The organism is Bacillus sp. FSL M8-0266 (assembly GCF_038613425.1).
GTDB lineage: Bacteria > Bacillota > Bacilli > Bacillales > Bacillaceae > Bacillus > Bacillus pumilus.
This window is the reverse complement of the sequence record NZ_CP152015.1, coordinates 1,495,889-1,508,332: the sequence shown is the minus strand read 5'-3', so window position 1 is coordinate 1,508,332 and position 12,444 is coordinate 1,495,889. Positions and strand designations below refer to the sequence as shown.

At 40.5% G+C, this 12,444-nt stretch carries 14 protein-coding genes; 5 read left to right on the top strand and 9 right to left on the bottom strand.

All coding sequences use genetic code 11. The annotated features are described in order from the left end of the window. Positions 1-25: 25 nt before the first annotated feature. Together MKY83_RS07590 and typA are read right to left on the bottom strand one after the other, a co-directional pair. Positions 26-349 (bottom strand): YlaH-like family protein, encoded by a 324-nt coding sequence (locus MKY83_RS07590; protein ID WP_080773040.1) that lies wholly within the window; start codon positions 347-349, stop codon positions 26-28. A 54-nt stretch (positions 350-403) separates the two neighbouring features. Continuing rightward, positions 404-2,242, bottom strand: a complete 1,839-nt coding sequence (gene typA / locus MKY83_RS07585; protein WP_044142019.1) for a translational GTPase TypA — start codon at positions 2,240-2,242, stop codon at positions 404-406. Between the two features lie 113 nt (positions 2,243-2,355). Between typA and MKY83_RS07580 the strand changes: the two genes are divergently transcribed. Together MKY83_RS07580 and MKY83_RS07575 are read left to right on the top strand one after the other, a co-directional pair. Then, complete coding sequence (locus MKY83_RS07580) at positions 2,356-2,535, top strand: DUF5325 family protein (RefSeq protein WP_003211596.1); 180 nt, start codon at positions 2,356-2,358, stop codon at positions 2,533-2,535. A 275-nt stretch (positions 2,536-2,810) separates the two neighbouring features. Then, positions 2,811-3,446 carry a hypothetical protein gene (locus MKY83_RS07575; RefSeq protein ID WP_044142020.1) on the top strand — a complete coding sequence of 212 codons (636 nt, stop codon included), beginning with the start codon at positions 2,811-2,813 and terminating at the stop codon, positions 3,444-3,446. Positions 3,447-3,604: 158 nt separating this feature from the next. On the opposite strand, the gene MKY83_RS07570 is transcribed toward MKY83_RS07575, so the two are convergent. Both MKY83_RS07570 and MKY83_RS07565 read right to left on the bottom strand, forming a co-directional pair. Next, complete coding sequence (locus MKY83_RS07570; protein ID WP_185107973.1) at positions 3,605-4,411, bottom strand: inositol monophosphatase family protein; 807 nt, start codon at positions 4,409-4,411, stop codon at positions 3,605-3,607. 133 nt (positions 4,412-4,544) lie between these two features. Continuing rightward, a complete protein-coding gene (locus MKY83_RS07565) occupies positions 4,545-4,733 on the bottom strand; it encodes a hypothetical protein (RefSeq protein ID WP_106067373.1) in 189 nt (62 codons plus the stop codon). A gap of 288 nt (positions 4,734-5,021) precedes the next feature. Between MKY83_RS07565 and MKY83_RS07560 the strand changes: the two genes are divergently transcribed. Continuing rightward, entirely contained in the window at positions 5,022-5,657 is a 636-nt protein-coding gene (locus MKY83_RS07560) for a DUF1054 domain-containing protein (protein WP_003211740.1), read from the top strand. A gap of 30 nt (positions 5,658-5,687) precedes the next feature. Here the strand turns inward: MKY83_RS07560 and MKY83_RS07555 are convergent, their stop codons facing one another. After that, on the bottom strand, positions 5,688-5,957 hold the full coding sequence (locus tag MKY83_RS07555; RefSeq protein WP_050945118.1) for a UPF0223 family protein: 270 nt from the start codon (positions 5,955-5,957) through the stop codon (positions 5,688-5,690). Positions 5,958-6,147: 190 nt separating this feature from the next. On the opposite strand from MKY83_RS07555, the gene MKY83_RS07550 reads away from it, so the two are divergent. After that, complete coding sequence (locus MKY83_RS07550) at positions 6,148-7,620, top strand: aminotransferase class I/II-fold pyridoxal phosphate-dependent enzyme (protein WP_111911431.1); 1,473 nt, start codon at positions 6,148-6,150, stop codon at positions 7,618-7,620. 44 nt (positions 7,621-7,664) lie between these two features. On the opposite strand, the gene MKY83_RS07545 is transcribed toward MKY83_RS07550, so the two are convergent. Then, on the bottom strand, positions 7,665-7,784 hold the full coding sequence (locus MKY83_RS07545) for a GapA-binding peptide SR1P (RefSeq protein ID WP_003212464.1): 120 nt from the start codon (positions 7,782-7,784) through the stop codon (positions 7,665-7,667). A gap of 316 nt (positions 7,785-8,100) precedes the next feature. On the opposite strand from MKY83_RS07545, the gene MKY83_RS07540 reads away from it, so the two are divergent. Further along, positions 8,101-8,481 (top strand): hypothetical protein, encoded by a 381-nt coding sequence (locus tag MKY83_RS07540; protein ID WP_223250645.1) that lies wholly within the window; start codon positions 8,101-8,103, stop codon positions 8,479-8,481. Between the two features lie 116 nt (positions 8,482-8,597). Here MKY83_RS07540 and lpdA read toward each other — a convergent pair whose 3' ends face one another. From lpdA to pdhB, 3 genes are all read right to left on the bottom strand, one after another. Further along, positions 8,598-10,010 carry a dihydrolipoyl dehydrogenase gene (gene lpdA, locus MKY83_RS07535; RefSeq protein WP_003211097.1) on the bottom strand — a complete coding sequence of 471 codons (1,413 nt, stop codon included), beginning with the start codon at positions 10,008-10,010 and terminating at the stop codon, positions 8,598-8,600. Between the two features lie 4 nt (positions 10,011-10,014). Then, complete coding sequence (locus MKY83_RS07530) at positions 10,015-11,355, bottom strand: dihydrolipoamide acetyltransferase family protein (RefSeq protein WP_003211261.1); 1,341 nt, start codon at positions 11,353-11,355, stop codon at positions 10,015-10,017. A gap of 109 nt (positions 11,356-11,464) precedes the next feature. After that, entirely contained in the window at positions 11,465-12,442 is a 978-nt protein-coding gene (pdhB, locus tag MKY83_RS07525) for a pyruvate dehydrogenase complex E1 component subunit beta (protein ID WP_003211433.1), read from the bottom strand. Positions 12,443-12,444 lie beyond the last annotated feature (2 nt).

Below are 12,444 nucleotides of genomic sequence, written 5' to 3'. Positions count from 1 at the left end.
ACCTGACACAAGTTCAGGTCTTTTTTTACGTATTCACTGTTCCTTCTTTTTTCGCACGATGCAGCCTGATTTTATAAATAATCAAAATGACAGCTGCCACGACTAGACCTTCCGCTACTGGCAGGAAGATTCCTAGAAATGTGAGAAACGTGCAGCCAAAAATCAAAAACAAGTAAATCACGAGTGCTTTTAAAATCGGTAAACGTCTAGCAAAGCCGAGCTTAAAAACAATAATCGCTAAAACAAGGATGGTGCCATATAGGAGCCACATCCCTGTTTGCGGATTTTCATCGACACGAAACAGCATCGCGAAAAAGGATAGATTTTCACTTACTTCCTGATCATTCAAAAAGATTCCCTCCCCTTATCTTTCAGGGTTCTATCTCTTTAATTCTTCATGGAATTAAGATAATCCTGCTAGCTTTTTCTTCTTCGCTGATTTCTCACGTTCGTTTTTATCTAAAATTTTCTTTCTTAAACGAATTGATTCAGGTGTAACCTCACAGTATTCATCTTCATTCAAGTACTCAAGAGATTCCTCGAGCGACATAATACGTGGTTTTTTCATGCTCACCGTTTGATCTTTCGTCGCTGAACGTACGTTTGTTTGTTGTTTCATACGGCTTACGTTGACAACAAGATCGTTCTCACGGTTATGCTCACCAACAATCATTCCTTGGTATACTTCAACACCCGGCTCAACGAAGATCACACCGCGCTCTTCAACGCCTTGGATTCCGTAAGCAGTCGCTTTACCTGTTTCCATTGAAACAAGTACTCCTTGACGGCGTCCGCCGACTTGACCAGATTGCATTGGCTGGTAGCTGTCAAACGTATGGTTCAAAATACCAAAACCACGAGTTAATGAAAGAAATTCAGTTGTATATCCGATTAAACCACGTGAAGGCACTGTAAAGATCAGGCGAACTTGACCATTACCATTATTGATCATGTCAATCATTTCACCTTTTCGTGCGCCCATTGATTCCATGATAGAGCCAGTGTGCTCTTCTGGTACATCAATTTGAACGCGTTCAACAGGCTCACATCGAACACCGTCAACTTCTTTTACAATAACTTCTGGCTTCGATACTTGTAATTCAAATCCTTCACGTCTCATATTCTCAATAAGAATGGATAAGTGAAGCTCTCCGCGTCCAGATACAACCCACGCATCAGGTGAATCAGTTGGATCAACACGAAGACTAACGTCTGTTTGAAGCTGCTGCTCTAAGCGCTCTTCAATTTTACGTGATGTTACGTATTTTCCTTCACGGCCTGCAAATGGGCTGTTGTTCACAACAAACGTCATTTGAAGTGTTGGCTCATCAATACGAAGGATTGGCAAAGCCTCTTGGTGTTCAACAGGACAAACCGTTTCACCTACGTTGATGTCTTCCATTCCAGAAACAGCAACAAGATCTCCTGCTTTCGCTTCGTTGATTTCCACTCGTTTTAACCCTTGGAAACCAAAAATCTTTGTCACACGGAATTGTTTCACACTGCCGTCAACTTTCATTAAGGCTACTTGCTGTCCTACTTGCATTGTTCCTCTGAATACACGGCCGATCCCAATTCTTCCAACATAATCATTGTAATCAAGTAGTGCCACTTGGAATTGAAGCGGCTCTTCATGGTTATCAACTGGGCAAGGGATATGGTTAACAATGGCTTCAAACAAAGATTCCATGTTTTCATCTTGCTTGCTCGCATCGTTACTTGCTGTACCATTGATTGCTGATGCATAGACAACTGGGAATTCAAGCTGTTCTTCTGTTGCATCCAATTCAATGAACAAGTCAATTACTTCATCGACTACTTCAGCCGGGCGAGCAAAGTCGCGGTCAATTTTGTTGACAACAACGATTGGTGTTAAGTTTTGCTCAAGTGCTTTTTTCAGCACAAAGCGTGTTTGAGGCATACAGCCTTCATAAGCATCCACAACGAGAAGTACACCATCTACCATTTTCATGATACGCTCAACCTCACCACCGAAATCGGCGTGTCCTGGTGTATCTAAAATATTAATGCGTGTATCTTTATAATGGATCGCAGTATTTTTAGCTAAAATCGTAATACCGCGCTCTCGCTCTAAATCATTTGAATCCATGGCTCTCTCAGCGATATTTTCATTCGCACGGAAAGTACCAGCTTGATGGAGCAATTGGTCAACAAGCGTCGTTTTACCATGGTCAACGTGGGCAATAATTGCGATGTTGCGAAGATCTTTTCGAAGTTTCACATTTTCATCTCCTAAAATAATTAGATAACTTTCATATTATATCACAATCCCCTTTAAATGCCGATCGTTTTTCTGTAAACTTATATTAACTCTAAAAAAAGGGATGGAGAAAAATGAAACAAATCAAATGGCTTCTATTATTATGTGCATTACTTGCGGTTGTCAGTATGGCGTTTATTGGGGTAACTCTTGCAGAAAAAAACGTGCTGGGTATTTGTCTAAGTATTGTGTTTGCCATGATTTTCATGGGTACAGGATTTACATTAAAAAGAAAATTAAACGTGCAATCATAAAATTTCTAAAAAGCCTTTTACATTCTACATGTAGAAGGCTTTTTATTTCGAGTAAAAACAAGACCAACCACCTATGAAAACCCGAGTAATCAGACTGAAAATAGCATGTAGACTTGGCAAATATAAGCAATCTGAACCTCTTCATTTTTCGACAAGAACTTTTATAGTTCTCCAAAATCAAACACAAAGTTACAATTTTCCTATTCTTCCACAAACTTTCTCATGGTATGCTGTTCTTGCAACAAAATTTAACAGAAAAGGGAGAGAAAAGAAGCATGAAGAAGATTTTGAGCAAATCGCTCAGCTCTGTTGTATTTTTCGCTTTAGCTATTATTCTTACTTTCACAACAGTAGCTCCTGGGCAAGCAAGCGCTGCAACTTTCAAAGGGATTCCTTTCGAGCAGCAGCAAGTCATTAAAGAATTATTGGAGAAAAACGAGCGTGTCATCAACATTCTCATCAACTCATTTGTTGAGGAAGACAACAACTACACATTTGATGTGAAAAAAGCTGTTGAGCTCGGATTAACTGAAGAAGAAGCGGCGACTGCTGAGAAATTCTTAGATCGCGCAGCTGTTCTGACAATCGTTTTCAGTGAAAGCATCACTAAAAACGAAAAAGGAAAATTGGTTTTTGATGCAGCGAAAGCTGTTGAGCTTGGTCTTACAAAAGAAGAAGCAGCTAAATTTGAAAAGCTGTTGAAATCAGTGATCAGAATTGCTGATCTTGCTGGTGATGCACTTGTTTTAGACAAAAAAGGTAATGTTGTCATTGATTCAAAAATCGCAAAAGGTATTGGATTCAGCTCTACTGAATTACTTGTTTTCAACCAAATGCTGAAGAAAATTCCTCAAGAGCAATTAAAATCGGTCTATGATGCAATTCAAATTGCTAAAGAAAAATTAAGCTAAGCTCGAAAACCCCCATCTGGATCGCCCAGATGGGGGTTTTTTTATTTCAGCCAATAAAGAATGATCATCTGGCTTTTTCATATCGATAGCCAGTTGTGCTTCATTAAAAAGTTTCATCAAATAAACCAAATCACTTCATTCTCATGAAGTGATTTGGTTTATTTTTTATTTCCACTGCCTTTTATGTAATCGTGCAAGATTTTTTTACAAACGGATCGATTTCCGGCGACGATACTGTTTTTGTCTAAAAACGTTAGGCGTTCTCCGTGTATATTTGAGTAGACTGCCCCTACTTCATCAAGAAGCACACAGCCTGCTGCATAATCCCACGGTGCAAGCCTTAACGTGACGTATGCGTCACTTCTGCCGCTTGCGATATAAGCGAGCTCCAAGGCAGCTGATCCAATCGTTCTCGTCCCTCTCACATCACGCACAAGACGGGCGAACGGTTTAGCATCAAAATAAGGGCTTTCAATCGCCCATGTCGGGTTAATGCCAACGATGGCTTTTTCAATCGCTACATCTTTTAATGGAGGAAGTAGGGTATCATTCATATAAGCCCCTTCTCCTTTGATCGCATGGTAAAGCTCGTCATGAATGACGTCATAAATGAGACCGATTTTCCCAATGCCATTTTCAAATATCCCGATTGAAATGGCAAAGTTGCGTTTTTGATGGACAAAGTTCATTGTGCCATCGATTGGATCAATGATCCACACGATCCCATCCAGTGAGGTCACCTCTTCCCCTTGTCCCTCTTCACCTAAAATATGATGATCTGAAAATGTCGATTGTATCTTTTCAATGAAAAAACGTTCTGTTTCTTTATCGATATTTGTGACAAGATCATTTGGATTTGATTTTGTTTCAATTGATAGACCTTCCTGCATGGATGCTTTAATACGGCTTCCTGCTTCTTTTACCCAAAGCTTTGCAAGACGGTCAATTTCCACCCAGTTTGTCATCAGACTGTAAACCTCTTTTCTATGTAATACCTATTTGTAATAGCATACTGATATTATGTGCGTAAAAGCAAGAAAAAAGCAGCTTCATACAAAAACGAACCGATGAATTGGTTCGTTTTTACCTCACCTTGTTTTACCCTTTAAGCTGCTCCCATTCTTTTCTTAGGCGCTCAAGCTTTCGTTTGCTGCGTTCGATTTGGATGTCATCTTTTTGCTCGATGGCTTCATGAAGCGTAGAAAGCTCATAGTCCACCTCTAATCTCCACACAGCGATGCGATTCTTATTCTCCTGTCTATACCCCTGCTTCACGATTTGCTTCATTTGGTCAACGCCCCTTCCAGAGAATGATTCATTCCTTGTCAGTTTTCATTGATAAAAAATTCAATCGATAAGAGAATTGGTTCTTGCTTATATCGTATGAAGCGATCGCATAACCGCAACGACATTCTGAAAATTGTGTTTTTACCTATTTGTTATGTACCACAAAATCGTTGTTTTTAAACGCTGCCCTTCTTCCTCTACAATCTTTGATCCGACGGTGCATCTTTTTTTGAGCTTAACCCAAGCTATGATAAAATATGATCAGTGAAAGAATACAGGAGGCATAATATGAGTGAAATGCGTTTTAGAGATGAAGATTTTGAGACATTTACAGTTGACGGTTTAGATGAACGAATGGTCGTATTAAAAGAAAGAGTCCGTCCAAAGCTTGAGGCGCTTGGTGAACACTTTGCACCACTTCTTTCTTCTATTACAGGAGACGAAATGTTTGTACACGTCGCAAAGCATGCTAGAAGATCAGTCAATCCGCCAAATGATACGTGGGTTGCTTTTGCAAACAGCAAGCGTGGGTATAAAAAACTCCCTCATTTTCAAATTGGGCTTTGGAAAACACATGTCTTTGTATGGTTTGCTCTTATTTATGAATCTCCTGTGAAAGGCGAATATGGTCAGCTATTTGAAAAAGAACTAGACACCATTCAGAAGAAAATACCGCAAGATTTTGTTTGGTCTAAAGATCATATGAAACCAGATGTCATGCGTCACAGCGAGCTCGATGCAGAACAGTTGAAAACGCTGTTTGAACGTGTCCAAACGGTGAAAAAAGCCGAGCTCCTTTGCGGCATTCAGTTGCCTAGAGAAGAAGTCGTTCAAATGAATAATGAAGAATTTTTATCAAAAATCGAAGATGCCTTCCGCACGTTGACTTATCTATACCGCTTTACACAAAAACAATCTGTATAAAAAAACGAGCCCATCTAGGCTCGTTTTTTCTTACATACGTATAATGGCGGACTCTTCTGCCTCTCTTGCCGTTTTCACTGTACGATAAGGAGAATACCCGCTTTCCTTTTCAAACGCTGCACAATGCGTCTTTTCTTCTGCTTTTGATGGCACAATCTCTTTAAAGCGTTTATAAGTATCTAATAACTCCTGTTTCGCTATTCCTTTTTCATAGGCTTTTTCAACAGCTTGAAAAAACGAAATAACCGCAATTTTTTCCTCTGTTGTCCAGTCGACGTCCATTGGATATTGATATTCCATTTACTTGTCCCTCACTTTAACACTCATTTCTTATTTGAACTTTTATTATAGCATCTGTTCGATCAGAAACCGATTGATTTTATGCTTTACATTCCGATCAGTTCATAATATAATTCTTTTGTTTTATGCAATGAAATCTGTCGTTATTGGCACAATAATAGCAGGTATTTCGATGAAGGTGGGAAAGCAATTGTCACAACATGATACACCCTTATACACTGGACTAAAAAAACACGCAGCAACCAATCCAGTTCAATTTCACATTCCTGGCCATAAAAAAGGAGCCGGAATGGACCCTGAATTTAGAGCATTCATTGGCGACAATGCACTAAGCATTGATCTCATTAATATAGAACCTCTCGATGATTTACACTCACCTCGAGGAATGATAAAAGAAGCACAAGATTTAGCTGCTGAAGCCTTCGGTGCTGACCATACGTTTTTCTGTATTCAAGGAACAAGCGGCGCCATCATGACAATGGTGATGACCGTATGCGGACCTGGGGATAAAATCATCGTTCCGCGTAACGTCCATAAATCGATTATGTCCGCGATTGTATTTTCTGGCGCAGTTCCTGTTTTTATTCACCCAGAAATAGACAAAGAGCTTGGCATCTCTCACGGCATTACACCAGAATCAGCGAAAAAGGCACTCACGGAGCACCCAGATGCAAAAGGTCTGCTTGTGATTAATCCGACGTATTTTGGCGTTTCAGCAGACTTAAAATCGATTGTAGACATTGCCCATTCATTTCATGTGCCTGTCCTTGTCGATGAAGCACACGGCGTGCATATTCATTTTCACGATAAGCTACCGCTATCTGCCATGCAGGCAGGTGCCGATATGGCAGCAACAAGTGTCCACAAACTCGGCGGTTCCCTGACCCAAAGCTCTATTTTAAATATGAAGGAAGGGCTTATCTCAAAAGATCGCGTGCAATCGATTTTGAGCATGCTGACAACAACGTCTACTTCTTATTTGCTCTTGGCGTCACTTGATGTCGCTCGAAAGCGATTAGCCACTGAAGGAAAGGCACTAGCAGATGAAGCCATCCGTTTAGCTGAATCAGCGAGAAACCGTTTGAATCAAATTGATGGCATTACGTGTATTGGCAAGGAAATACTCAGTTCAGCTTCTACGTATGATTATGATCCAACGAAATTAATTATTTCAATTAAAGACCTTGGCCTCAATGGCCATGATGTCGAAAAATGGTTGAGAGAAAGCTACCGGATTGAAGTGGAGCTTTCTGACCTTTACAACATTTTATGTATTGTAACCCCTGGTGATTCTGATGAAACAATCAATACGCTTATAACGGCTATGAAAGACATTGCCGCAACCTCTACAAGTGAGAGCGGCACACAACCGGTAACAGAAGTACTGCTGCCTGAGATTCCATCGCTTGCCATGACGCCGCGTGATGCCTTTTACGCCACAACTGAAGTGGTTCCGTTAAAAGAAGCAGCTGGCCGCATCATCGCAGAGTTTGTCATGGTGTACCCGCCAGGCATACCTATTTTTATACCAGGAGAGATTATCACTGAAGAAAATATCTCCTATATCTTTAAAAACATTGAAATTGGTCTCCCTGTCCAAGGACCAGAAGATTCAACGCTAGAAATGATCCGCGTGATTAAAGAACAGAAAGCAATTTTATAAAAAAAGAAACATGCAGCCCCAAATGGAGCTGCATGCTTTTTTATTTATTCAGAGGCTTCATCACAGCAATGACAGTGACCACACGTTCCGTATAGTGTTGTCACTTTTTCATTTTCAAATTGATCAATGGTCTCATTGCAATCTTGACAAATAATTGTACCCACGTACATTCCCCTTTTCTTCATTCAATATTTGAAAGCGTTTAATCTATTTCATACTTCTATAATATGATGTCACATTTAAGTTGTCAACGGTTAATTGTATGACACATTTAATTATTTTTTATGAATATATGCTATTTTCTCATCATATTGAGAGAACGTTTCAATTGTATTTTGCTTCATATCAATTCTGTAACAATTGAGTAACAATCGAAAATTGTCAAAAAGGACATGATACACTAGAGTGACTAACAGGTAACCAGCTCCTAAAAATGTTGGGACAACCCCAAAGGATTTTGAGGTGAATAGATTGAATTTTATGAGGACACTTCTCATTATATTCCCCATGCTCTTTGTACTTAGTTCATGCTCATTTGCGTATATCATACCGAATCAGACAGACCAAGTCAGTCATATTCAAAAACCAAGAATTCTCTTTTTTACAGATGCAGAAAATCTCGATAAAGAAAGTCCTTATTATGATGCAGTCCTCGATTTAAAGAATGAATACCCGAAGGAAATGTCAAAGATGATTGTGAAAGAAGATCGTAAAGGCTGGAAAAATGAAGTAGACGAATTACCGGCTATTTTACTTGTAAATAATGAAAAAGTCATTGTGAAGGTTGAAGGAAATGTCAGCAGCAAAGAGGATATTTTATCGCCTTTATGCCACGCTTTAGACCGCGTGAATACAAATTAATGGCTTCACCTTGCACTTATATATCCATATGAAAAAGCCCCTCATTTCATGAGGGGTCTTTCTCATGCAGCGCTCAAAAAACCCTCTCCTTGATGGAGAGGGTTTTAATAAGTTCATTATTTTACGATATGGATTGGGCTTCCAATTGCTACTTCAGCCGTTTCCATTGTAATTTCACCTAAAGTTGGGTGAGCGTGAATTGTCATTGCGATATCTTCAGCAGTCACTCCAGCTTCGATTGCAAGGCTAAGCTCTGAAATCATATCAGAAGCGCCAACACCTGCGATTTGTGCACCAATCACAAGACCATCCTCTTTACGAGTGATCATCTTCATGAAGCCATCAGTTGCGTCAAGAGAAAGTGCACGTCCGTTTGCTGCGAATGGGAATTTCGCTGCAACGATGTCGATTCCTTCTTCTTTTGCTTCTGCTTCAGTGTATCCAACAGTTGCAAGTTCTGGCTCAGAGAATACAACAGCAGGAATACCAAGGTAATCAATTTCAGCTGGCTCTCCAGCGATTGCTTCAGCTGCAATTTTACCTTCGTAAGAAGCTTTGTGTGCAAGTGGTGGTCCATCAACGATGTCACCAATTGCATAGATGTTAGATACGCTTGTACGGCATTGTTTGTCTGTTTTGACAACTCCGCGGTCAGTCAATTCAACACCAACTTGCTCAAGACCAAGCTCATCTGTGTTTGGACGACGACCAACTGTAACAAGTACGTAATCAGCATCAACTGTTTTTTCTTCACCTTTTACTTCGAAAGTAACAGTGACACCATCAGATTTTTCTTCAACGCCTTTTGCAAGAGCGTTTGTATGGATTTCAACGTTTCCTTTTTTCTTCAGGTTACGTTTAACCAATGAGCTCATTTGCTTTTCGAAACCTGGAAGGATTTCGTCTCCACCTTCAAGGATGACAACTTCTGTTCCAAAGTTTGCATAAGCAGTACCAAGCTCAGTACCGATATATCCACCACCGATAACAACTAACTTCTTAGGTACTTCTTTAAGCGCTAAAGCACCAGTTGAGTTGATCACGCGGTCTGTGTATTTAAAAGTAGGCAATTCAATTGGACGAGATCCAGTTGCAAGAATTGCATTTTTGAAAGTGTAAGTCTGTGCTGAATTTTCATCCATTACACGTACAGAGTTGCTGTCTACGAAATAAGCTTCACCTTTAACGATGTCTACTTTATTTCCTTTAAGAAGACCTTGAACTCCACCTGTTAATTTGTTTACAACAGAAGCTTTCCACTCTTGAACTTTTGTGAAATCAACTGTTACGTTTTCAGCTTTGATACCCATGTCTTCAGAATGCTTAGCATTTTCGAAACGATGGCCAGCATTGATTAATGCTTTGGAAGGAATACAACCAACGTTTAGACATACACCGCCAAGAGTTCCTTTTTCAACAATTGTTACTTTTTGTCCAAGCTGTGCAGCACGAATAGCAGCTACATATCCACCAGGACCTGCACCGATGACAAGAGTATCTGTTTCGATTGGGAAATCTCCTACTACCATGACATTACGCCTCCATTAAAATTAATTGTGGATCATTCAATAAACGCTTGATGTGGTTAAGGGCATTTTGCGCAGTAGCTCCGTCGATCATACGGTGGTCAAAGCTTAGGGAAAGAGCTAAGACTGGAGCTGCAACGATTTCGCCATCACGAACAACCGCTTTTTCAGCGATACGGCCAATACCAAGGATCGCTACTTCTGGGTGGTTGATGACTGGAGTAAACCATTGTCCACCAGCAGAACCGATGTTTGTGATTGTGCAAGATGCACCTTTCATTTCAGCTGGAGCCAATTTACCATCACGTGCTTTTGTTGCAAGCTCGTTGATTTCGTTAGACACTTCGAAAATTGCTTTGCGATCTGCATTTTTCACAACTGGAACGAGCAGGCCTTTTTCAGTATCAGCTGCAATTCCGATGTTGTAGTAATGCTTTTGAACAACTTCATCTGTTTTATCATCGATAGAAGTGTTAAGTACTGGGTACTTTTTCAAAGCAGAAGTAAGAGCTTTTACAACGTAAGGCAAGTAAGTTAACTTGATTCCTTGATCAGCTGCAACTTGTTTGAATTGTTTACGATGTGCAACAAGGTTCGTTACATCAACTTCATCCATTAATGTTACGTGAGGAGCTGTATGCTTAGAGTTCACCATTGCTTTCGCGATCGCTTTGCGGATTCCGCTCATTTTCTCGCGAGTTTCTGGGAATTCCCCTTCAAGAACTGGAGCTGCTGCCGCTTTAGGAGCTGCTTCTTCTTTTGCACTTTCAGCTGCTTGAGGTGCTGCTTCTTGAGCTGCAGAACCACCATTAACGAAGCTGTCGATATCTTCTTTTAACACACGACCGTTTTTACCAGAACCTGCAACTTTGTAAATTTCAATGCCTTTTTCACGAGCATATTTACGTACAGATGGCATAGCAATTACGCGTTTGTTTGGATCAGCATCTACTTGCTCTTGTGCGCCTGCACCAGTTGCTGCTGCCGCTTCTTCTTGTGCCACTTCTTTCTTCTCTGGCTCGTTACCAGCTTCAGCAGTACCTTGTACTTGAGCTTCAGTTTTTGCTTCGCCTTCTTCTTCACTGCCTTTAAATTGAAGATTTTCGTAACCAGGTGCATCAAACGTAATGATTGTTTGTCCTACAGTTGCAACTGTTCCCTCTTCAACTTTTAATTCTAATACTTTTCCTTTAACAGGTGAAGGAATTTCTACAACTGCTTTATCGTTTTGTACCTCTGCTAAAACGTCATCTTCATTAATTTCGTCGTTTGGTTTTACAAACCACTTAACGATCTCACCTTCGTGGATACCTTCTCCGATGTCCGGAAGTTTAAATTCAAATGCCACTGTTTTTCGCCTCCTAGATTTTGTTGAATCCTTGTTGTGTAAACATTACACGATCATGTAATTGATAAAGGGGAAGAGAAATAAATTCTTTTCCCCCCTTGTCATTTAATTAAAATTCAAGAACTTTCTTAGCTGTTTCAAGCACGTCTTTATGGTTTGGAAGCCATACAGTTTCAGCTTGAGAGAAAGCAAATACAGTATCAGGTGCAGCTACACGAAGTACTGGAGCTTCTAAGCTAAGGATTGCTCTGTCATTGATTTCAGCTACTACGTTTGCAGCAATACCAGCTTGTTTTTGTGCTTCTTGAACAACGATCGCACGGCCTGTTTTTTCAACAGAAGCGATGATTGTTTCAATATCAAGCGGGCTTACTGTACGAAGGTCGATCACTTCAGCAGAAACGCCTTCTTTTTCAAGTTCTTCAGCAGCTTTAAGTGATTCGTGAACCATTGCACCGTAAGTAATGATTGAAAGATCAGAACCTTCACGTTTCACGTCAGCTTTACCGATTTCAATTGTGTACTCTTCTTCAGGAACTTCCTGACGGAAAGAGCGATAAAGTTTCATATGCTCAAGGAATACAACTGGATCGTTGTCGCGAATTGCAGAAATTAATAGTCCTTTTGCATCGTAAGGTGTTGAAGGAATAACCACCTTGATACCAGGCTGTTGTGCGATAAGACCTTCTAAGCTGTCAGCGTGAAGCTCAGGTGTGTGAACTCCCCCGCCGAATGGAGAACGGATTGTCACTGGAGAATGCCAGCGTCCGCCAGAACGGTAGCGCATACGAGCCATTTGTCCAGAAACAGAATCTAATACTTCGTAAACGAATCCGAAGAATTGAATTTCCATTACTGGGCGGAATTCTTGTAGTCCAAGGCCAATTGCAAGACCGCCAATACCAGATTCAGCAAGTGGAGTATCGAATACGCGATCCTCACCAAACTCTTTTTGCAATCCTTCAGTCGCACGGAATACGCCGCCGTTTTTACCAACGTCTTCTCCGAAAACGAGAACGTTTTCGTCATTTTTCAGTTCTGTGCGTAACGCATCAGTGATCGCTTGAATCATTGTCATTTGCGCCATGG